Here is a 20,309-nt window from a genome sequence, read left to right on the forward strand (position 1 = left end):
CCCTTCAAGCAACAACAGGAGTAACGATGAGCCGCCATTTTGAAACTGCCGAAGGCCTGTGTGAAGCCCGCGACCCGGCAACCGAAGGTTTTGTCTTCAACCAGACCATGCTGCGCATCAAGTCCCCTCAAGCCTCGCTGGACTTCTACACCCGCGTGATGGGCATGACGCTGGTGCGCAAACTGCCCTTTCCCGACATGCAATTCACCCTCTATTTCCTGGCTGCCGTAGACCCGGCCGACCTGAAAAACTGGGCCACCGACACGGACACACGCACGGAACAGACGTTCAGCCGCCCAGCCATGCTCGAACTGACGTACAACTGGGGCTCGGAACAGGATGACGAAGTGGCTTACCACAATGGCAACAGCGACCCTCGCGGCTTTGGCCACATCGGCTTTGCCGTGCCCAACCTGGACGATGCCTGCGCCCGCTTTGAAGCCCTGGGCGTACCCTTTGTAAAGCGCCCACAAGACGGCAAAATGAACGACCTTGCCTTTATTCAAGATCCGGATGGCTATTGGATCGAGATCTTTGAACCCAGCCGCATCCCAGCCGGTTTAGCGGCGCACCTTGGGGAGTAAACAGGCTCAGCAACTTCTTGTTGGTTCGGTCAATACAGTCCATGTACACTGTCGGACGTTTTTTGACCGATACCGGCCTTCGGGGCCTTGATATTCAAGAACACGGTGCCCTTTTTCATTCCCTTCAACCCCGAGGTCAGGTAGAAGCATGCGACTACCGTTCAATAGCCAACCTGAAGGCTAGGCTGTACATTCGGTCGCGTGTGGAAGAGCTACTGGCACAACCTGACGCACTAACACCGCGTTTCCAGGTCTCAACGGACAAGAGGGCTTTCCGTGAAAACGCTATACAGGGCACTTATTTCGCTTTCGTTATTCCTACCCATGCTGGCGTGGTCGACGAACCATCGCGATGGCATCACGCTGATTCAAGGCACTGAAAACCGCGTGATGAACCTGGAGGAGCTACACACCCAGGCAAACGTCTCCATAGCTATTTATGAGCCTTTCCGTCGGGATCAGATCTCAATCCAGGGCGTTCGCTTGGCAGACTTTGTCGCGCAGCACTTCGAGGGCACCCCCGGCAGTATCGAACTTCAGGCTCACGATGGTTACACCGTCGTCATCTCCAACTGGCAAGACCGAAACTGGATTCTCATGACCCATGAGAACGACCGGCCACTGACGTTACGAACCCATGGTCCGGTCAGGTTGGTAGAGGAAGACCTGCGCAATCGCGATCCGAACATACTGCGGGACTTCACCGAATGGGTATGGATGATTCAACAGATCAGGGCGGTAGAGTGAAGCTGCTGCAGAATCGGTTATCCTGGTGGTTATGGTTAGCCACGTTGAGCTTTGGTGTTGTTGCTGCCTGGGTGGTGTACGAAGTACGCTGGTTTTACCCCGACCTGCAGCGCCATTTCGGCCCTGTGGGCGACCCACAGGTAGGCCGCCAGATCATCACCCGTTCACGCGAGTATTTGCAAAACGGGCTCACGATACTGGCCTCAGAGCCACTGGATAACGAGCAGTTCGAAGACGGCTATTTTCAATTTGAACTGGCCTACAGCTTCCTGAATGTTGGGCTCTACCTGGAGCGTTATGACTGCACTGAACCGAGCTTGAACCAACTCGATCAACTGCTAGATCGTCTGACGAGTGCCGCCACGACCGATCTGGCGTCCGTCGTGCGCACGGTCAACCCCGTCATTCAGTGCGCGACTTCCATTGAACAACATCAGTGGGAATTGCGTCAGACACGTGCCCTGCACATGGCCGAACGCCTCGATCGCAGTCAACGCTGGTTTTTAACCGTTACCGGCATTGCCTACTCCATGGGTGTATTGTTTCTTGTGTTTTATGAACTCCAGAGACGACGCACCAATCGTTCTTTGAAATCCCAGGTATCCTGGATGGAAAAAGCGTTGGAAGATGCACTGACCGGCGCACAAAACCGACGAGCCTTCGACCAGGACCTTCAGCGCCATTTCAATCGATTCAAGAAAGGCGGCGACAGTTTTTCGTTGCTGATGTGCGATCTGGACTACTTCAAAACCTACAATGACCAATTTGGTCATACTCGCGGTGACGAAGCCTTGCAACAGGTGGTTGAAGTCATCACCCAAACCCTGAGACCCGGCGATCAGGTTTACCGGTACGGCGGTGAAGAACTGGCCATCCTTTTGCCCAATACGCGTCAGAAAGAGGCGCGCCCAATTGCTGACAGAGCCATTACTGCAGTGCGCCGACTTGGCATCGACAACCCCGCCAGCCCATTGAAAACATTGACCCTAAGTGCCGGCCTGGCAACCAGTGGCGACACCGACACAACAGGGGAAGACGTGCTAAACCGGGCAGACAGTCTTCTGTACCAGGTAAAAGTAAGCGGCAAAGACGCTGTCATCGACGAATCACAGAGCGAAGAAAATTCAGGTGAATCAACAAGGACCTGACACCTTTTGACAGAACAAGGCAATACTGGTCTGGGCACCCATCCTTTGTGACAGTGGGCATCACCTTCAAGTGCCCTGGAGATCTTAACGTTACTTTGCCTGCTAGAGTGGGTGTCTCGAGCGCTAGCGGGACATATTTGGACGCTCGACACCTGTCATGCCACAGTACCTTACACAACATCACTCGACCCCCGACAATTACCAGCAGTGCAACGCATCAGCCACGAAATCGGCTACGGTGTGCTCACTGCTGAACAGGGTGGGCGACAACTGCATAACGAAGCCAGCGCCATTCTGGCTCGTTGAGGGCTGTTTTTGGTAGCCCAGCTGGCGGCGCAGCCGGCAGGGCCCAGGAACGCTAGTAGGAGATCCCCCCAATGCATTAATGCAAGCAATCGAACAACCATTTTCAAGAGCCCTTAAATGTCTGGTTCTCGACTGTTCTGGTTTTTGCCGTTATCGAGATATTGAACTAGCAGCATCTTCCGGCAATTTTGCGATCACCTTGATTTCAAACTGAAAGCCAAACAACCAGGTAACTCCAATGCCGGTCAGTGTTGGGAATGGCGCCTTTCCCCAGTTTTCATGCACTACCTTCATGACAGGGCCAAACACCGACTCAGGGTCGACAACAAACAGGGTGGTGTCGATCACATCGTCAAAGGTGCAGCCTGCCGCCTTGAGAATGGCATTCAGATTATCGAACGCCAGTTGTACTTGTTTTTCCAGGTCGGGTTCCGGCGAGCCGTCCTCACGGCTGCCTACCTGCCCGGAAACAAACAAAAGCCCGTTGGAACGGATCGCCGGTGAATAGCGGTTCTGTTCGTAAAGTGCCTGGCGTCCAGGCGGGAAAACGACGTCACGTTTGTTCATGGGTAACTCCATCTTTGGGCAACCAGGCCCTGGTTAGTGATGGGGCTACTGTAAAGCCGCTTTCGGGGCCGATAAACTGGCCATTACCGTCAACATTGTTTGTATAATCCAAACAATCCAATAGAGCCGGAGTACCCATGGACCGCTTCAATGCCATGCAGGCCTTCATTCGAGTGGTGGAAACAGGCAGCTTTACCAAAGCCGCTGACACGCTTCACATGAACAAGACCAGCGTCACTCAATTGGTTCAGCAGTTAGAGGCGCACTTGCGCGTCAAGCTACTCAATCGCACCACCCGCAAAGTCAATGTAACCGCCGACGGTGCGGCCTACTACGAACGAGCGGTGAAGCTATTGGCCGATATGGAGGATGCAGAAACCAACTTGCCCAGTGCAATTACCGCTCCAAGCGGGCGATTGCGTGTGGATGTACCCAGCCCGCTGGCTCGTTTTATCCTGATACCCGCCCTGCCTTCGTTCTACGCACAGTATCCCGACATACAGCTAGACCTGGGTGTCAGCGACCGGGTTGTGGATATCGTTGGGGAGGGCGTGGACTGTGTGTTGCGTGGCGGGGAGCTGGCTGATCTTTCGCTGGTAGCGCGCCGTGTAGGGAGCTTGCCGTTCGGTCTGTATGCGTCCCCCGGGTATCTGGAGCAGTTCGGCACACCCGTGCACCCTAACGAGCTGGCAGGGCCGCATCACTGTGTTGTCGGCTTTACCTGGGAACGTATCGGTAAGGCACTGCCCTATGTGTTGAAACAGAATGGTGAGTCTACAAAGGTGCAAGGCCGGAACCGAATTTCCGTCGACGATGGCAATGCACATCTGGCTGCAGGTATGGCAGGCCTGGGGGTTCTCTCACTACCGGTCTACATGGCAAATGAGGCGGTCGCCAGGAATGAACTGATACCCCTGTTCGAAGACTGGCAGCTTGACCCTATGCCGATGTACGTCGCCTTTCCGCAAAACCGGTATATCAGCGCCAAATTGCGGGTGTTCATCGATTGGGTATCGGATTTGATGAAACCAGTAGCAACTGGCAGGAACTGAGGCACCCAGCTAATGAGTTAATACTAGGGAGCCTCTGAATAACTCCCCCGGGGCTCTGGCTTATCCGAGGGACGTTGCCACAAGGCGGACTCATGCAGGAATGTCTAGACCTTTCAAATGAGTCCAACGCAGTGGCAGCGTTCCTCGGAAAGTCGGAATGCCGCACCACCCGCAGGGCGCGGCTAAAACGTCCTGCCCCGGCGTTGCACTTCTTGACAAGGGCTACGGCCATTGCGCTGCGAAGTGCGCCTTGTGGCAGAACGTTTTAGCTCGCGCAGAGCCCTGGGGGAGTTGTTCAGAGGCTCCCTAGGGAGCCTGTTCTTGATAGTCGTCTTTTGTGGGTGTATCAACAGTGTAGACAACAGAAATGGATTGAAACCGGTGTCAGCCGTTGCTGAACACCGGTACAGTGAGTGCTGGTCAGATTAGACCAGCTCAGCCAGTTGCGCCGGTTCGAACCCGGTCAGTTCATCACTCGCGCCACGCTGCACTTTCTGCGCCCAGTTGGGATCGCCCAGCAAGGCCCGCCCGACGGCGATCAGATCAAACTCTTTGCGCTCCAGGCGCTGCACCAATTGATCCAGCTCCGTGCGCTGTGAACTGTGACCGCCAAAGGCAGAGAAGAAATCGCCATCGAGGCCGACCGAACCAACGCTGATGGTGGTTTTTCCGGTCAGTTTTTTCGCCCAACCCGCAAAGTTCAATCCGTTTTCACCATCCACTTCAGGAAACTCGGCTTCCCAGAAACGGCGTTGCGAGCAATGGAAAACATCCACTCCGGCATCGGCCAGAACTCCGAGCCATGCTTCCATTTCCGCTGGTGACTGCGCCAGCCTGGCTTTGTAGTCCTGCTGTTTCCATTGGCTTAACCGCAACAGCACGGGAAAATCTGCACCCACCGCCTGGCGGATCGATTTAATGACTTCAACACCAAAGTTGGCACGTGCCAGCACAGTGTCGCCACCCCAGCGGTCGGTCCGCTGATTGGTACCTGCCCAGAAAAACTGGTCAATCAGATAACCATGAGCGCCGTGCACTTCAACCACATCAAAACCCAGGCGTTTGGCATCTACTGCGGCTTGAGTAAAGGCGTCGATGGTGTCGGCGATATCAGCATCGGTCATGGTTTTACCAACGGGCTTATCCGGAGCGAACAGACCGGACGGGCTTTCCATCTCGCCCTCCGCCGTCCAGCCACTGCCGCTGGGCGCTGTGCCGGTATGCCAGATTTGCGGACCCATGCGGCCGCCAGCCTGATGCACGCCATCGATCACCGTTTTCCAACCGGCCAGCGCTTGTTCGCCGTGAAAAAAGGGAATATTCGGTTCATTGCGCGACACCGGTCGGTTGATCACCGTGCCTTCCGACAGAATCAGACCAACATCCGCTTCGGCGCGACGACGATAGTAGTCGGCATTGGCTTGGCCGGGAATGCCTTCGGGCGCCATATTGCGCGTCATAGGGGCCATTACAATGCGATTTTTAAGGGTCAGAGAGCCCAGTTCAACAGGCTGGAAGAGAACGGATGTATCAATAGAATCAGCAGACATCAAAAAAATTTCCTGTTCGGTTGTTTAACGGCGCACATAGTATATTTTTTATACCTAGTGTAAATTAGGCACTTCAATTGCACCAAGTTACCTTGAGGAAACCTTGTGGCCGACAATCCGTGTTTTACCGCCCATTGCCCAAATCGAGTGCTCTTTGCCGAAATTGCCGACAAGTGGACGATGATGATTCTGACCGTCCTTGAGCAGCACCCGCGTCGCTTCAACGATATCAAGCGACTGCTGGAAGGCATTTCCCAAAAGTCACTGACCCAGACCTTAAGACGCCTGGAACGCAACGGTATTGTCACCCGTGAAGTCATCAGTAGCTCACCGGTAGCGGTACAGTATGAACTAACAGACATCGGCCAAAGCCTGTTACAGCCCTACAAGGCACTGTATTGCTGGACGATAGAGAAACTGCCAGAAGTGAATAAAGCCCGCCAGGCATTCGACCAGCGTCAGCCCGCCTGAATCGACACTGGCAAGTGACAGACGTGGCCGCAGCCTGAACCTCCGGCAAGAACACTGACCGTAGGTTACCGCACATACCCTTCTAAAATTATCGACTACACTAACTCACACAAGGGAATGGGAATCGCCGTGTATGAACGCCAGTGTCAATACACCCATCCAGGGAACCGTCGTCTCAGTCGCAGGCAGCGTGGTGGATATCCAGTTTGCCAGTCATTTACCCCCGATTTTTTCCATCCTGAATGCCCGTAACGGCGAGATCATCATCGAAGTTCTAACCCACCTGGACGCACACAAAGTTCGAGGCATTGCCTTTACCCCAACACAGGGTCTGGCACGTGGGATGGTGGTCACTGATACCGGAAGCCCGCTGCGGGCACCTGTGGGTAAAAACATTCGATCGCGCATGTTTGATGTCTTTGGCAATACCATAGACGGTGGCCCTGCGCTGGAAGACATCGCCTGGCAGTCCGTGCACAAAGCGCCGCCCCCACTGGACAGTCGCACGACCCAACCCGAAATCTTTGTGACAGGTATCAAGGTGATCGATGTCCTGGTCCCCCTTGAGCGGGGTGGTAAAGCAGGATTGTTCGGGGGTGCCGGTGTCGGTAAAACCGTACTTCTGGCAGAAATTATCCACAACATGGTGGGCCATCACGACGGTGTGAGCATTTTCTGTGGCATTGGCGAGCGCTCACGCGAAGGTGAGGAACTGCATCGGGAAATGGAAGCTGCGGGCGTATTGCCCAACATGGTCATGGTATTTGGCCAAATGAATGAGCCACCTGGTAATCGCTTTCGGGTGGGGCAAGTAGCGCTCACGATGGCGGAGTACTTTCGCGACGAAGAACACAGGGATGTCCTTCTGCTGGTCGACAATATCTTCCGGTTTATTCAGGCGGGAGCAGAAATCTCTGCATTGATGGGACAAATGCCATCCAGACTCGGTTATCAGCCAACCCTGGCTACCGAACTGGCCAGTTTTGAAGAACGTATCGCCAACACCCGGGCCGGGGCAATTACATCGATTCAGGCCGTCTATGTCCCCGCTGATGATTTCACAGATCCGGCAGCCGTGCATACGTTCTCACACCTGTCTGCCTCTATCGTATTGTCACGCAAGCGAGCCAGCGAAGGACTATACCCCGCGATAGACCCACTGCTGTCCAATTCCAAGATGGCAACACCCGGTATTTTGGGTGAGCGACACTATCATCTGGCCCAGGAAATCCGTCGAACACTGGCCCAGTACTCAGAATTGAAAGACATTATTTCAATGCTTGGCCTTGAACAACTGTCAGCCGAAGATCGCAAGGTTGTCCGGTGTGCCCGGCGGTTGGAGCGATTTTTTACCCAGCCATTCTTTACGACTCAGCAATTTACCGGAAACCCCGGGAAACTGGTCTCGCTTGAAGACTCCCTTGATGGCTGCGAACGCATTCTGGCTGATGAATTCAACGACGTTCCCGAACGGGCGCTTTATATGATCGGCTCCATCGATGAAGTATCGATTGATGACAAAAAAAGCGACGATGACAGCGATAGCAACGAGCTAGCAACGAGCGGCACAGAGCATGATGACACTTAGAGTGCTCTTGCCTTATGGGATCTTCAGGGAAGTTAGCGGGGTATCTCGTATCGTCGTCGAGACGGATCAGGGAAGTTTCGGGTTGTTGCCAAGACGTCTGGACTGCGTCGCCGCCATTGTACCGGGCATATTGACGTATCAATGTCAGGCTGCAGAAGGCCATGCAGTCAATGCCCGTGCCGAGGAGGAACAGTACATTGCCGTGGACGCCGGCATACTCGTAAAGACGGGATCCGAGGTCACTGTTTCGGTCAGAGAGGCGGTCTCAGGCCCGGACCTTGACCAACTTTACGATACGGTAGAACAGGCCTTTCTGCAAAAAAACAAACATGAAGCGCAGGTACATTCAGTGTTTGTAAAAATGGAAAGCAACTTTATACGCCGACTGACTGCATTTCATCATGAAGACTGAAAAGCCACTGCACAAGGTTATCGAAGGCAAGGCTGGCAGAAAGCTCAGGGCAAAGAAGATTGACTCGCCCGGCGTCTGGTTTGGCCTGGGCATGATGGGTTTGATTGGCTGGTCAGTCGCAATACCCACGTTACTGGGATCCGCTTTGGGCATTTGGCTGGATTCACACTACCCTGAAGGCCGGTCTTACACATTGGCCCTGTTGATTGCCGGACTCTGCCTGGGGTGCCTGAATGCCTGGCACTGGGTCGACAAAGAGCAGCAGGAAATCCATAAACCACCAGAGGATGAATCATGAGCAATAACTGGCCTTTACTGTTGTCAGCAGCAGAAGGGGTTGTATTGGCGGTGTTTTTTTATGGTGGCCTTTATCTGACTGTAACCCGGGGCCTGACGTCGAGGCACCCTGCCCTGCTGTTTATTGCCAGCTTAATACTGCGCCTGGGTCTTGTTATTTACGGATTCTATTTCTTTACCGGTGGGCAATGGCAGCTTGTGATCAGCTGTCTTGTAGGTTTTTCGATCACAGGGATCGTAATCAGGACACTCAGTAGTAGGCCACTTATCGTGGAAAGTGAGTCCATAAAAGAACTATCCAAAAGCACAGAGCGTCCAACTGAATCCACGACTGTGACCGCAGGGGAGCCTCATGCACCTCAGCCCTGATCAAATCATATTCTGGCAAATTGGATGGGTAAACATTAACGCCACACTGGTGTTCACCTGGCTAATAATGTTCATTCTGACACTGGGCGCTTTTCTGATTACCCGTAGGCTATCGGACTCACATCAGAGATCCCGCTGGCAAAATCTGCTTGAAATCCTTGTCATTGGCATTCTGAACCAAATCGAAGAAGTCGGCCTCAAACATCCAAAACAATACCTTGGCTTTATTGGAACCCTCTTCATTTTTGTGGCAGCGGCAGCACTGTGTACGCTGATTCCGGGGTTCGAACCGCCCACTGGCTCTTTATCGACCACTACGGCCCTGGCGCTTTGCGTATTTGTTGTGGTCCCATTTTTTGGCATTCGGGAAAAAGGGCTGGGCGGGTACCTTGAATCCTATATCAAGCCTACTTTCATCATGTTGCCGTTCAATCTAATCAGCGAGGTATCACGCACACTGGCACTCGCCGTGCGTTTGTTTGGGAACATGATGAGTGGTGCCATGATCATTGCCATACTGCTCACGATTACGCCCTTCATTTTTCCAATAGTGATGACGCTTCTCGGGTTGCTCACGGGCATGGTGCAGGCCTACATATTCAGCATTCTAGCGACCGTTTACATTGCTGCGGCCACTCAAAGAACGGGCAGGCAACACCAGTCAGACCCGACTTAACGGTACTCTTTACATGAGGATTTCGTATGGAAAGCATGGTCATAATCGCGGTAGCTTCGATCATAATGGCAGGCTTAACGACCGGCTTTGGCACCCTTGCACCCGCACTGGCGGAGGGCAAGGCGGTTGCCAGCGCACTGAACTCACTGGCACAACAGCCGGATGCCTCCGCTACCATCACCCGGACGCTTTTTGTGGGTCTGGCCATGATTGAATCGACGGCAATCTACTGCTTTGTCGTTTCCATGATATTGCTGTTCGCCAACCCATTCTGGAATTTTGCATTGGCACAAGCTCAGGCAGTGGGAAACTAGGCCATGTTGATCGACTGGTTTACGGTTGGTGCCCAAGCGCTCAACTTCATCATCCTCGTGTGGTTGATGAAGCGATTCCTCTACCAGCCCATTCTGAACGCAATAGACACCCGTGAGAAGAAAATAGCCGACCAACTAGCCCGGGCGGAAAAAACAAGTCAGGACGCGGCTGAGGAAAAATCGAGATTCGAGCAGAAGAATGTCGATTTTGACCAGCAACGGGAAAAACTGATGGAGGAGGCAACACAGGCCGCCACCCGGGAACGTCAGGTTCTGCTGGAAGAAGCCCATAAGACACAAGAAGCACTCGCCGCTAGCCAGAAGAAGGCAATGCAGGAGCAAATGTTTGAGCTACACAGCTCTATTCGTCAAAGTATGCAAAAAGAGCTGGTGACAACCGCTGGCAAGGTGCTACGAGTCCTGGCAGATACTGACATAGAATCAAGAATGGTCGCTGTATTCATTAACAAGTTGCATGAGTTGGATGACGATAAAGTGAACGTGCTTAGAGGCTCAAAAAGCGATTCTCAAATCACCGTAAAATCGAGCAGTCCAATATCGCAAGACCAGCAGAAAGCGATCAGTTCCGAGCTGGGAAGCATCCTGAACACCGATGTTTCGCTCAAATTTTTCGAGAGCCCTGACTTGATTGGTGGTATCGAACTGACGGCGAACGGATTTAAGATCGGCTGGAGTGTCTCTGAATACCTCAATACTCTGGACGACGCTCTGTCCAACCTTGTTGGTGATCCAGCCAAAGCCGCCAGCGTCAACGAGAAACCCCCAGTGGCTGAGGACAGGGCGAGTCAAAAAAGCCAATCGGATACAGCAACCCAATGGGCAGACACGTCAAGCAACAACAGTGCGAGCCCAGAAAAATGACCCTAAGTGTTGAGTACGAGAATGTGAGCCAACGTTCATGAACGCCAGCGCAGCAGATTCTGACGATAGGGATCCACCGTCACTCGAGACCGTGTTCGAGCAGACATTCTACGAGCTCGGGCAAGCCAGCTTGAATGTTCAAATGCAGCTTGGTCTGAGAGAGGTCGGGACAATCATACACAACGCAAATGGCATCGCCATTGTGTCTGGCCTGCCGAATGTGGGCTATGACGAGTTGGTCGAATTCCCCAACGGACTGCAAGGCATTGCTTTTAATATCGACGAACAGTCGGTGGGTATCGTATTGCTGGGAGACTACTGGCATCTGCGGGCAGGCGATGAGGTTCGACGCAGCGGACACGTCATGAACATACCGGTTGGTGAGCACCTACTGGGACGCGTCATTAACCCCCTGGGTGAACCGCTCGATAACCTGGGCCCGGTCAGCACCGGTAAACTATTGCCCATTGAACGGCCTGCGGCTGCTATTATGGACCGTGCTCCGGTTGCGACCCCTCTTCAGACTGGAATAAAAGTCATTGATGCCCTTATCCCCATAGGTCGTGGGCAGCGAGAACTTATTCTCGGTGACCGGCAAACCGGGAAAACCGCCATCGCCATTGATGCGATCGTGAACCAACGCGACAAGAACGTACTGTGCGTGTACTGCGCCATTGGTCAACGCGGATCATCGGTCGCCAAGGTGGTTGCAACGCTTCGCGAAAAGGGCGCCCTGGACTATACCGTCGTCGTGGTCGCAGAAGGTAATACCCCCCCGGGGCTGAGTTATATAGCGCCTTACGCGGCAACCAGCATTGCGGAAGCGTTTATGGAAGACGGACGCGATGTACTGATCGTATACGACGACCTGACCCAGCATGCCAGAGCCTACCGTGAGCTATCCCTGTTGCTTAAACGCCCACCCGGCCGGGAAGCGTTTCCCGGTGACATTTTCTATCTCCATTCTCGGCTGCTGGAACGTTCTACACACTTGAAAGCAACACTGGGAGGTGGGTCACTGACAGCGCTGCCCATTATTGAAACCGAGGCCCAGGATATTTCTGCGTATATTCCTACCAATCTGATTTCCATAACGGATGGTCAGATATACCTGTCTCCATCGCTCTTTGAACTGGGCATACTGCCTGCTGTCGATGTGGGCAAGTCCGTCTCACGCGTGGGTGGTAAGGCTCAAAGAGCGGCCTACCGGGGCGTGGCCAGTGACCTTAAGTTGACCTACGCTCAGTTTGAGGAGCTGGAGTCATTCTCCCGCTTCGGGGCTCGGCTGGACGCCGCCACACAGAAAATCATTGAACACGGCGAACGGGTCAGAATGAGCCTTGTGCAGCCTGAGTGCTCTCCGGTTTCGGTTGCCGAACAAATACTGCTGTTGTTGTCGGTCAAGGCCGGGTTGTTTGACTCGATCCCCCTCAGTGACATGCCCGAGGCAGAAAGCCAGCTGTTGCAGGCCGTCGAGGATATACCGAAAGCCATACTCAATAAGCTGGAAACGGAAGACGGTATTGATGACGGTGAGAGCCAGTCAATACTGGCGGTTGCAACAGAGGCACTAGCAGACTTTATCACCGTTACCGCTGACGACCCGAAACAGGAGCCTCACTGATCGACACCACAGCGAGCTTGAAACACAAGATTACCAGTGCGAATGATCTGCAATCGGTCGTGCGGACCATGAAGGCCGTTTCCGCCGCGAGTATCGGCGACTATGAACGGGCCGTAAACGCACTTGGCGACTACTATTCCACGGTAGAGCGTGGCCTCGGCGTGTGTTTCCGCGATGCCGAGCTGCGCCCGGTGGTAACCGCTCAGCCCCCCTTTCATACCCCGCCCTGCGTAATCGTGTTTGGAACCGATCAGGGCCTTGTCGGGCAATTTAACGAAACGATCGCTGACTTTGCCCTGACGTCACTGGCTTCACTGGCGGTAAGACCTGTGGCCTCACCTGTGTCACCGCAGTCGCACCCACAGCTGAACCCAACACCACAACAACCGCTTGTCTGGGTCGTCGGTGAGCGCCTCAATGAACGGCTCAATGATGCAAAAATAGTGACGCAAGACCACTACGACGTACCCAGCTCGGTAAAGGCGATTACGACATTGATTGGCAGAATTCTACTGGGCATTGAATCGCTACAACCACTCAGTATCTCGACTGAACTCCACCTGTTCTATCACAGGCCGGGAAGCAACCCCATTTATTCCCCCATCCACCAACGCCTGCTTCCCCTCGATAAGACCTGGAGCGAACAACTGGCCAGTCGCCCATGGCCAACCAGCAGCCTTCCTCAGCCACTGGGCAACAAAACCGCCACGCTGAGAGCGCTTATTCGAGAATACCTATTCGTCTCATTATTCCGGGCCAGCGCGGAATCACTGTCCAGCGAGAATGCAAGCCGGTTGGCTGCCATGCAAAGAGCTGACAAAAATATTGAAGAGTTGCTGGCCACGCTCAACAGAAATTATCATCGCCTGCGCCAGTCCAGCATTGATGCGGAGATGTTTGACATTATCGCAGGTTCAAAGCCGTAGCGCTTGAATTCACTGGGACCACCCTGGGGGCTGGAATCACTTGTCCGTGCAGACGGCACCACTGACCTGCTTCCAACTTGCCATACACCAGAAGGCGGTCGCATACACCAGAAGGCAGTGGATAGTACTCCCCGGTTGAATGAACGGTTACCAGAGCCTCACTGGTAACTTAACGACGGTTTCAACACACCTGGCCCAACCCTGACAATCACCTCGACCCGGTGATCTTCGTGATCATCAACCAGCAATGTCTGTTAATACAGACGGTCTTCATTGCCAACAGACATGTGCAGGTTTCTGCCTACCGGCGACGGTTTTGAATGGTCATCCTGAACCTTGCTAATACGCCGGTTCAACCTAAGCTGGGTGGGCAGACCATCGTTGGTACCGTCCGTCACCGGTAAGGATGACCCATGGAAGAGCTCAGGAACAATAATCGTTTGCCTCGGAAAATGTCGCCGCTCTGGGGCATTCTGGCGAGCATTATGTTCGTGGGTGTGGTTTTGGCCGTGCTGATCTATTTCGGAGTGCATGAACAAATCGTGGCGTTACTTCGCTGGGTAGAGGCCCAGGGCCTGTGGGGGCCGGTTCTTTTTACTCTGGTTATGGCACTGGTTGTTGTGTTTCTTGTGCCAGGTGTGTTGTTCACCACGGGGGCCGGGTTTGTGTTCGGGGTGGTTGAGGGCACGATTTATGTTGTGCTCGGTTCTACCCTGGGTGCGGCCATTGCCTTTCTGATCGCGCGGTACTTTTTTGGCCGGCACGCGGCCAATTTTGTTCGGTCTCAGGCCAAGCTTAAACTGGTCAGTCAGGAGATGACACCAAACGGCTGGAAGATTGTTCTGCTGACTCGACTGATCCCTTTTTTCCCGAGCAAAGTGTCCAACTACTTTTTCGGCCTGACCCGGTTTTCATTCCCCGGTTATGTCGTCGGGACGCTGATCGGGTTTACGCCGTTTTCATTGCACAATGTCTACCTCGGTTCACTGGCGGCAGACATTTCTACTCTGGGCGTGCGCAACACCGAACGTACGCCACTGGAATGGTCGCTCTATGGTGCCGGTTTTGTAGCAACCTTGATTGCCGTCATTTATCTGAATCGCCTGGCACGTCGGGCCCTGTCCCGGTATACCGGTTCTGAAAGCCTAGAGGAGGGAGCACCATGAATCTCTCGTATCCGGGCGTGATCTGCCGGCGCGCAACGGGCATACCGAAAGAGGATGCCTGATTGCCATGCTCACCTTTATTGAAGTCAGGATTCGCCGACTGCGCCGAATTCTGAGTCGCAGCCTCTGGTTGGCCCGGCTACTGCACCTGCCGGCATCGAAAGGGTCGCGGTCTCGACCCGGGCTGGTCATGATTCAGGTTGATGGCCTAAGCCGGCCCGAACTGGAGATAGCGCTCGACAAGGGAGAAATGCCGTTTCTCAAGCAGTTACTGGACCGGGAAGACTACCGGCTGCATACGCACTATTCGGGTTTACCGTCGACCACGCCAGCGGTGCAGGCGGAGCTCTTTTACGGGGTTTCGTGCGCGGTTCCCTCTTTTTCATTCCGTGATCCGGCCAGTGGGCGCATCGCCCGGATGTTTGAGCCAGGCACAGCCGCTGAGGTGGAAAAAAAACTGGTCCGTGAAGGCGGTGAAGGCCTGCTTAAAGGGGGCAGTGCCTATTCCGATAATTTTACCGGAGGGGCCCGGGAGTCTCATTTTTGTCCCTCCTCAATGGGTTGGGGGCCCTCTTTGCGAAAGGGTAACCCTCTGGTTCTGATCGTTTTTTTGCTCACCAATCTCTACAGCCTGTTGCGGGTCGGCGCACTGTTGGTCGTAGAAACGGTTCTGGCGCTGGTGGATTTGTTCAAGAGTCAGTTGAGCGGTCACGACTTTTGGAAGGAATTGAAATTTGTGCCGACTCGAGTGGCGATTTCCATTCTGCTGCGCGAGTTGTGCGTGATTGGTGGCAAGATTGACATCAGCCGTGGACTGCCGACTGTCCACATCAATTTCCTGGGGTATGACGAACAATCTCATCGCCGTGGGCCGACCTCACTGTTCGCCCACTGGACACTCAAGGGGATTGACGATGCCATCGCCCGACTGTGGCGCGCGACGCATCATGCGCATTGGCGACACTACGAACTCTGGGTTTACTCCGATCACGGCCAGGGCGGGATGACAACCTACGATCACGTGAAAGGGTACAGTTTGGAGGCAGCATATAACGCGGCGCTCAAAGCGCTGGACAGTACCTTGCCCCTCAGCCAACCCGTCTCAACGGGGGGCTATCAAACTCAGCGTGCTCGACTCCTGGGAGGGCACCACGTTCAACGGTTGTTTCCGATAGACCGATATGACCCGGTAGGCAAACAGGACCAGCCTCTGGTCACGGCTATGGGGCCTGTGGGCCACTTGTATTTTTCCTGGTCGAGTTCCGCAGAGGAACGAACCTTTATGGCGCGCGAACTGGCCAGCAAGCATGGCATTCCGGTGGTACTGGCGGTTGAGTCGCCCGGTCAGGTGCGCGCCTATACCGAGGTTGGAGAGTTCACATTACCGGAGGATACCGGGCCGCTATTCGGGAACGACCATCCCTTTCTCGATGAGTTGGGGCCAGACCTGATACGCCTGTGCGAGCACGCCTACTCTGGCGATTTGGTGATTCTCGGCTGGCGTCACGGCATCGAGCCCATCACCTTTGCCAACGAAAATGGCAGCCACGCAGGTCTGAGCCCCCGGGAAACTCAGGGGTTCGCGGTTCTGCCGAAGGACGCGCCTCTGCCTGAGCGCACCCGGGACTACGTAAGACCCATTGACCTGCGTCGTGCAGCCTTGTCACATCTCGGTCGAAAGCCGAAGCCACCTATGCGGCAGGGGCAGCCTGGTACCAAAAGCGCCGATACGCTCAGGGTGATGACCTACAACGTCCACAGCTGCGTCGGTATGGATGGTAAAGTCGATGTGGCGCGAATCGCCCGGGTGATTGCCCGCAGCCAGCCCGATGTTGTGGCGCTGCAGGAACTGGATGTCGGGCGTGAACGGAGCGACGGTGTTGATCAGGCGCATCAGATCGCCCAGTTGCTGGAGATGGCTGTCCATTTTCACCCGGCCATTCACATCGAGGAAGAACGCTACGGTGACGCGATATTAACCCACTTGCCGCAACGACTGGTCAAAGCCGATCTGCTACCCGGGCTGGCCAGCAGACCTAACCTCGAACCACGCGGAGCACTCTGGGTGGCGGTCGAGTTTCACGGTCGTGAGGTGCAGATCCTCAACACCCACCTGGGTCTCAATAGCCAGGAGCGACAAGCCCAGATCGACGCGCTGCTGGGACCGGATTGGCTGGGCCACCCGGACTGCCGGGAGCCGGTCATTCTGTGTGGAGATTTCAATGCCATTCCGTCCAGCCCGGTATGCCGGTCCCTGAACACCTACCTGCGCGACGCGCAGCAAGCGTCCGATGGCCATAGGCCCCGGCGAACGTTTCCCGGGCGGATGCCTGCGGTGAGGATTGACCACATCTACATTGGCAATGGCCTGGAGGCAACGGCGATCGACATACCGGGTTCAGCGCTGGTCCGGGTCGCGTCTGATCACTTGCCACTGGTGGCCGATATTAAAATTAATGAGCTGGCCAGTCCGGCTGCCGCTGCTACACCCGGCTTTTCTTTCCCGGACCGGGCTCACTAACCTGACCATCCAGAATGTAAACATGCCGGTCGCAGCGCTCAGCCAGCTCGACCGAATGAGTGACAATCAGGAAGGTGGTGCCGCGCTCACGGTTGAACCGTCGCATCAGATCGAAGATCTCATCGGCCGAGGCGGTGTCCAGGTTCCCGGTTGGCTCATCCGCGAGCACCAGCATCGGATCAGCCATCAACGCCCGAGCCACGGCAACCCGTTGTTGTTGCCCGCCGGACAACTCACCTGGCCAGCGTGAACCGAACCCGGCAAGGCCGACCTCGTCCAGCAAAACCTCCGCCCGCGAGAGCGCGTCCCGCGTCAGTCGTTTGTCCCTGGCCATCAGCGGCAAGCAGACATTCTCGGCAACGCTGAACGCGTTGATCAGATGATGGAACTGAAATACAAACCCGAGCGCTTGGCCGCGCAACCGCGTCAGTTCAGCGTCGCTTAACGGCCCGGTCTCCCGTCCATCCAGCCGAACCGTGCCCCGGGTGGGCCGGTCCAGCAAGCCAATCAGATTCAACAGAGTGCTTTTGCCGGAACCACTGGGGCCAATCAGAGCCACAAAATCACCTACGGCCAGCGTCAGGTCAGTGGGCTTCAGCACCTCCACTTCAGCGGGCGTGCCGATGCGATAGCGTTTGCTAACACCCCTTAGCGCGAGGACCGGTTCAGCCACGAATCGCCTCCACCGGGTCCAGCCGGGCAGCCCGCAGAGCGGGCACCACAGCCGCGACCAACCCGGTACCGGTTGCCAGGGCCGCGGTCGAGATTAACAACGAAGCGGTCAGCGGTATGGGAAACGGCAACACCTGTAGCAGATGGGTGAACAACAGCACCATGCCGACCGCGCTGAGCAGCCCGAGCATAGACCCCCCAAACCCCAGCAGCCCGCCCTGCCACAAAAAGATACCGATCACCTGACGGCGTGACGTACCGGTGGCCCGCAGAATGCCAATCTCGGGCGAACGTTGCACCACCGACACAACCAGCACACTGGCGATCCCGAGCGCGACCGAGACGGCAATGAAAAACCGAATGATACTGGACGTCAGACTCTGCGAGCGCAGACCCGTGAGTAATTCCCCGTTCGCTGCCATCCAGCTTTCGGCTTGCAGCGCGTGCTGCCGCTCCAGCTCAAGCGCGATGGTTTCGGCCGAGAAGATCTCCTGTACTTGCAATTGAATGCGTGAGACACCGCCGGGCAGATCCAGCAGGGTCTGGGCGCTGCGCAGATGCATGTAAACAGTACTCAGGTTCAGGCCGCGAAGCCCCAAATCGAAAATGCCCGCGACCGACAATACCCGGTCGCGCCGCCCGGTCGCCAGCCGCAAGCGGCCGCCAACATCCAGCCCCAACTCCTCTGCCAGGGCCTGTCCGATCAGTACCTGATCCGGCCCCAGCTGATAAACGCCCGCCACCAGTTTGTCCGCCACCGGGATCTGACGACGATAGCTGGCCGGCTCGATACCGAACACCGTCACATTGCGCTCAGCCGCACCCTGAATCGCCAGAGCCGGACCGGACACCAAGGGCGACACCGAACGCACGCCAGGCTGGCTGGCAAGCACCGGCAACAGTGCTTGCCACTGGTCGATGGTGGCAAGTCGCTGCGGTGATCGCTGCAGCCGGGTTAAATAGAGACCGTCTGCATCGGCTGACAGGGTGCGCGCCTGCTCGTCGCTCGGGGTGAGGGTGATGTGTGCCTGAGTGCCCTGTGTGTTATCGATAAGCCCGACCTGCAGGCCATCAATCAGCGCCGTTAAAAACACAATGATGGCCACCCCCACGGCCACCCCGACGCCGATCAGGATGCTCTGGAAACGCCCCTGACGCAGAAAGCGTACCGCTACCAGCCATTGAAAGTTCATGGCTGCGCCTCGGCAGTTGGCCTGGCGCGCTGGCCAGGAGTGACGGCATCCGGCTCGGTCACTACCAGCGCCCCGGCCGACACACCATTGCGTATCTCCACCCGGTCATCACCCATCAAACCCAAGGCGACGCGTTGCAACACAACCCGTCCGTCGCGCAGCACCAGCACGGCAGGCTGGTCAGGCTCGGGGTACAGGATGACCCGGTTCGGCACCGTAACCGCGGCTGGGCTACGGGCAATGCTGATATCCACTGAAGCGGTCATATCGGCTTTCAAATAGTCCGGAGGGTCGGCGATGCGCAACCGCACCGAGAGAATGGCACGCTGAGGGTCGATGCGCGGCCCGATGAAACTGACGGTTGCCGGGAAGGTCTGATCGGGAAAGGCATCGACCGAGACCAGAGCCGACTGGTTCAACGCCACCCGGCTGGTTTGCTGCTCGTTCAGCGACAGCTCGATGCGGTCGAGTTCAACCCCGGTCAGCGACAGCAGCACCGACCCGGGCTGGACCACATCACCCGCCTCGACCGAGCGCTGCACCACCCGGCCGTCGATTGGCGCGGTAAGACGTGTGTGCGCCAGCAACGCCCGCGACAAGTCCAGACTGGCCTGTGCTGCCTCCACCTGGGCTGCAAGTAGCCGGTATTCGCTGCCGTCCGCCTGACGGCTCTCGAGTTCCTGATGCGCGCTCTGTCGCCGCGCTTCGTCCAGTTCCACCGCATCCTGACGGGCCTCCCAATCGGCATCGGAGAGAAAACCGTCGCGACGCAATTGACCGGCCCGCTCAAGGTCCCGCAGGGCCTGATTAAGATTGGCATCCGCCTGTACCGCATTCATCGCGGCCTCGGGCTGCCCCACCTGCGTGAGCTGGTCAAACCTCGCCTTAGCCTGCGACAATGAGGCCTCAGCCAGCCGCACAGACGCCTGCGCCTCAGCATCATCCAACCGCACCAGGGTCTGACCCGCACGGACAACATCGCCTTCATCCACCTCGACCACCGCCACACTGCCCACCACCAGTGAGCCCAGGTTGATGCGCTGATCGCTGGAAACCCGCCCTGTCGCCACCAGCCGCTGTATAACCAGCCCCGACTCAGGCTGAACCACGGCAACAGTCGGAGGCTGGACATACCAATAGCCAGCGCCGCCAGCCAACGCCACGATTATTACTCCAATAAAAACCCTGAGTAACATGGGATCCCTCTCCAGGTTGGATTTTTCGAGTCTAGCAGGCTTTAGGAA

Annotated in this window: 21 protein-coding genes; 16 read left to right on the top strand and 5 right to left on the bottom strand. The window is 55.8% G+C overall.

Annotation, left to right across the window (positions count from 1 at the left end; translation table 11 throughout):
• The first annotated feature begins 26 nt into the window (after nucleotides 1–26).
• From gloA to ACHUE7_RS17495, 3 genes are all read left to right on the top strand, one after another.
• Nucleotides 27–584 (top strand): lactoylglutathione lyase, encoded by a 558-nt coding sequence (gene gloA, locus ACHUE7_RS17485; protein WP_394171167.1) that lies wholly within the window; start codon nucleotides 27–29, stop codon nucleotides 582–584.
• A 276-nt stretch (nucleotides 585–860) separates the two neighbouring features.
• Nucleotides 861–1,331 carry a hypothetical protein gene (locus ACHUE7_RS17490; protein WP_394171168.1) on the top strand — a complete coding sequence of 157 codons (471 nt, stop codon included), beginning with the start codon at nucleotides 861–863 and terminating at the stop codon, nucleotides 1,329–1,331.
• Nucleotides 1,298–2,479 (top strand): GGDEF domain-containing protein, encoded by a 1,182-nt coding sequence (locus ACHUE7_RS17495; RefSeq protein WP_394171169.1) that lies wholly within the window; start codon nucleotides 1,298–1,300, stop codon nucleotides 2,477–2,479. Before ACHUE7_RS17490 ends, ACHUE7_RS17495 begins: the two co-directional genes overlap by 34 nt.
• Before the next feature lie 456 nt (nucleotides 2,480–2,935).
• Here ACHUE7_RS17495 and ACHUE7_RS17500 read toward each other — a convergent pair whose 3' ends face one another.
• Complete coding sequence (locus tag ACHUE7_RS17500) at nucleotides 2,936–3,352, bottom strand: RidA family protein (RefSeq protein WP_394171171.1); 417 nt, start codon at nucleotides 3,350–3,352, stop codon at nucleotides 2,936–2,938.
• 137 nt (nucleotides 3,353–3,489) lie between these two features.
• On the opposite strand from ACHUE7_RS17500, the gene ACHUE7_RS17505 reads away from it, so the two are divergent.
• The gene (locus ACHUE7_RS17505; RefSeq protein ID WP_394171172.1) at nucleotides 3,490–4,404 is read left to right on the top strand and encodes a LysR family transcriptional regulator; all 915 of its coding nucleotides are present in this window, start codon (nucleotides 3,490–3,492) and stop codon (nucleotides 4,402–4,404) included.
• Nucleotides 4,405–4,829: 425 nt separating this feature from the next.
• Here the strand turns inward: ACHUE7_RS17505 and ACHUE7_RS17510 are convergent, their stop codons facing one another.
• Nucleotides 4,830–5,954 carry an NADH:flavin oxidoreductase gene (locus ACHUE7_RS17510; RefSeq protein WP_394171173.1) on the bottom strand — a complete coding sequence of 375 codons (1,125 nt, stop codon included), beginning with the start codon at nucleotides 5,952–5,954 and terminating at the stop codon, nucleotides 4,830–4,832.
• Nucleotides 5,955–6,059: 105 nt separating this feature from the next.
• Here ACHUE7_RS17510 and ACHUE7_RS17515 point away from each other — a divergent pair, with 105 nt between their 5' ends.
• The 12 genes from ACHUE7_RS17515 to ACHUE7_RS17570 all read left to right on the top strand — a co-directional run bounded on the left by ACHUE7_RS17515 (nucleotide 6,060) and on the right by ACHUE7_RS17570 (nucleotide 17,200).
• A complete protein-coding gene (locus ACHUE7_RS17515; RefSeq protein ID WP_348473870.1) occupies nucleotides 6,060–6,425 on the top strand; it encodes a winged helix-turn-helix transcriptional regulator in 366 nt (121 codons plus the stop codon).
• 133 nt (nucleotides 6,426–6,558) lie between these two features.
• Nucleotides 6,559–8,013: a F0F1 ATP synthase subunit beta gene (gene atpD / locus ACHUE7_RS17520; RefSeq protein WP_394171174.1), complete on the top strand. Its 1,455-nt coding sequence runs from the start codon at nucleotides 6,559–6,561 to the stop codon at nucleotides 8,011–8,013.
• The gene (locus ACHUE7_RS17525) at nucleotides 8,000–8,425 is read left to right on the top strand and encodes a F0F1 ATP synthase subunit epsilon (protein ID WP_394171175.1); all 426 of its coding nucleotides are present in this window, start codon (nucleotides 8,000–8,002) and stop codon (nucleotides 8,423–8,425) included. Before atpD ends, ACHUE7_RS17525 begins: the two co-directional genes overlap by 14 nt.
• Nucleotides 8,415–8,723, top strand: coding sequence for an AtpZ/AtpI family protein (locus ACHUE7_RS17530; RefSeq protein WP_394171176.1), 309 nt, complete (start codon nucleotides 8,415–8,417; stop codon nucleotides 8,721–8,723). The genes ACHUE7_RS17525 and ACHUE7_RS17530 overlap by 11 nt, the downstream gene beginning before the upstream one ends.
• Complete coding sequence (locus ACHUE7_RS17535; protein WP_394171177.1) at nucleotides 8,720–9,091, top strand: N-ATPase subunit AtpR; 372 nt, start codon at nucleotides 8,720–8,722, stop codon at nucleotides 9,089–9,091. Before ACHUE7_RS17530 ends, ACHUE7_RS17535 begins: the two co-directional genes overlap by 4 nt.
• The gene (locus ACHUE7_RS17540) at nucleotides 9,075–9,767 is read left to right on the top strand and encodes a F0F1 ATP synthase subunit A (protein ID WP_394171178.1); all 693 of its coding nucleotides are present in this window, start codon (nucleotides 9,075–9,077) and stop codon (nucleotides 9,765–9,767) included. Before ACHUE7_RS17535 ends, ACHUE7_RS17540 begins: the two co-directional genes overlap by 17 nt.
• A 26-nt stretch (nucleotides 9,768–9,793) precedes the next feature.
• Nucleotides 9,794–10,081, top strand: coding sequence for a F0F1 ATP synthase subunit C (locus ACHUE7_RS17545; protein ID WP_394171179.1), 288 nt, complete (start codon nucleotides 9,794–9,796; stop codon nucleotides 10,079–10,081).
• Nucleotides 10,082–10,084: 3 nt separating this feature from the next.
• On the top strand, nucleotides 10,085–10,963 hold the full coding sequence (locus tag ACHUE7_RS17550; RefSeq protein WP_394171180.1) for a F0F1 ATP synthase subunit delta: 879 nt from the start codon (nucleotides 10,085–10,087) through the stop codon (nucleotides 10,961–10,963).
• Between the two features lie 37 nt (nucleotides 10,964–11,000).
• A complete protein-coding gene (locus ACHUE7_RS17555) occupies nucleotides 11,001–12,587 on the top strand; it encodes an alternate F1F0 ATPase, F1 subunit alpha (protein WP_394171181.1) in 1,587 nt (528 codons plus the stop codon).
• Nucleotides 12,588–12,604: 17 nt separating this feature from the next.
• Nucleotides 12,605–13,513: a F0F1 ATP synthase subunit gamma gene (locus ACHUE7_RS17560; RefSeq protein WP_394171182.1), complete on the top strand. Its 909-nt coding sequence runs from the start codon at nucleotides 12,605–12,607 to the stop codon at nucleotides 13,511–13,513.
• Nucleotides 13,514–13,926: 413 nt separating this feature from the next.
• A complete protein-coding gene (locus tag ACHUE7_RS17565) occupies nucleotides 13,927–14,679 on the top strand; it encodes a TVP38/TMEM64 family protein (protein ID WP_394171183.1) in 753 nt (250 codons plus the stop codon).
• Between the two features lie 67 nt (nucleotides 14,680–14,746).
• Nucleotides 14,747–17,200, top strand: a complete 2,454-nt coding sequence (locus ACHUE7_RS17570; RefSeq protein ID WP_394171185.1) for an endonuclease/exonuclease/phosphatase family protein — start codon at nucleotides 14,747–14,749, stop codon at nucleotides 17,198–17,200.
• Here ACHUE7_RS17570 and ACHUE7_RS17575 read toward each other — a convergent pair.
• The 3 genes from ACHUE7_RS17575 to ACHUE7_RS17585 are packed head-to-tail and all read right to left on the bottom strand — an operon-like array spanning nucleotide 17,163 to nucleotide 20,261.
• Entirely contained in the window at nucleotides 17,163–17,873 is a 711-nt protein-coding gene (locus tag ACHUE7_RS17575) for an ABC transporter ATP-binding protein (RefSeq protein ID WP_394171186.1), read from the bottom strand. The two genes, ACHUE7_RS17570 and ACHUE7_RS17575, sit on opposite strands and share 38 nt — an antisense overlap.
• On the bottom strand, nucleotides 17,866–19,065 hold the full coding sequence (locus ACHUE7_RS17580; RefSeq protein ID WP_394171187.1) for an ABC transporter permease: 1,200 nt from the start codon (nucleotides 19,063–19,065) through the stop codon (nucleotides 17,866–17,868). The genes ACHUE7_RS17575 and ACHUE7_RS17580 overlap by 8 nt, the downstream gene beginning before the upstream one ends.
• The gene (locus tag ACHUE7_RS17585; protein WP_394171188.1) at nucleotides 19,062–20,261 is read right to left on the bottom strand and encodes an efflux RND transporter periplasmic adaptor subunit; all 1,200 of its coding nucleotides are present in this window, start codon (nucleotides 20,259–20,261) and stop codon (nucleotides 19,062–19,064) included. Before ACHUE7_RS17585 ends, ACHUE7_RS17580 begins: the two co-directional genes overlap by 4 nt.
• Between the last annotated feature and the right edge of the window lie 48 nt (nucleotides 20,262–20,309).

The organism is Saccharospirillum alexandrii (genome assembly GCF_043641555.1).
In the GTDB taxonomy this organism is placed as follows: Bacteria; Pseudomonadota; Gammaproteobacteria; order Pseudomonadales; family Natronospirillaceae; genus Saccharospirillum; species Saccharospirillum alexandrii_A.

Coding starts and splice junctions, on each gene's coding strand:
- gloA (WP_394171167.1), top strand. CDS start 27: ATGAGCCGCCATTTTGAAACTGCCGAAGGCCTGTGTGAAGCCCGCGAC.
- ACHUE7_RS17495 (WP_394171169.1), top strand. CDS start 1,298: ATGGATGATTCAACAGATCAGGGCGGTAGAGTGAAGCTGCTGCAGAAT.
- ACHUE7_RS17500 (WP_394171171.1), bottom strand. CDS start 3,352: ATGAACAAACGTGACGTCGTTTTCCCGCCTGGACGCCAGGCACTTTAC.
- ACHUE7_RS17505 (WP_394171172.1), top strand. CDS start 3,490: ATGGACCGCTTCAATGCCATGCAGGCCTTCATTCGAGTGGTGGAAACA.
- ACHUE7_RS17510 (WP_394171173.1), bottom strand. CDS start 5,954: ATGTCTGCTGATTCTATTGATACATCCGTTCTCTTCCAGCCTGTTGAA.
- atpD (WP_394171174.1), top strand. CDS start 6,559: ATGAACGCCAGTGTCAATACACCCATCCAGGGAACCGTCGTCTCAGTC.
- ACHUE7_RS17525 (WP_394171175.1), top strand. CDS start 8,000: ATGATGACACTTAGAGTGCTCTTGCCTTATGGGATCTTCAGGGAAGTT.
- ACHUE7_RS17530 (WP_394171176.1), top strand. CDS start 8,415: ATGAAGACTGAAAAGCCACTGCACAAGGTTATCGAAGGCAAGGCTGGC.
- ACHUE7_RS17535 (WP_394171177.1), top strand. CDS start 8,720: ATGAGCAATAACTGGCCTTTACTGTTGTCAGCAGCAGAAGGGGTTGTA.
- ACHUE7_RS17540 (WP_394171178.1), top strand. CDS start 9,075: ATGCACCTCAGCCCTGATCAAATCATATTCTGGCAAATTGGATGGGTA.
- ACHUE7_RS17545 (WP_394171179.1), top strand. CDS start 9,794: ATGGAAAGCATGGTCATAATCGCGGTAGCTTCGATCATAATGGCAGGC.
- ACHUE7_RS17550 (WP_394171180.1), top strand. CDS start 10,085: ATGTTGATCGACTGGTTTACGGTTGGTGCCCAAGCGCTCAACTTCATC.
- ACHUE7_RS17555 (WP_394171181.1), top strand. CDS start 11,001: ATGAACGCCAGCGCAGCAGATTCTGACGATAGGGATCCACCGTCACTC.
- ACHUE7_RS17565 (WP_394171183.1), top strand. CDS start 13,927: ATGGAAGAGCTCAGGAACAATAATCGTTTGCCTCGGAAAATGTCGCCG.
- ACHUE7_RS17570 (WP_394171185.1), top strand. CDS start 14,747: ATGCTCACCTTTATTGAAGTCAGGATTCGCCGACTGCGCCGAATTCTG.
- ACHUE7_RS17580 (WP_394171187.1), bottom strand. CDS start 19,065: ATGAACTTTCAATGGCTGGTAGCGGTACGCTTTCTGCGTCAGGGGCGT.
- ACHUE7_RS17585 (WP_394171188.1), bottom strand. CDS start 20,261: ATGTTACTCAGGGTTTTTATTGGAGTAATAATCGTGGCGTTGGCTGGC.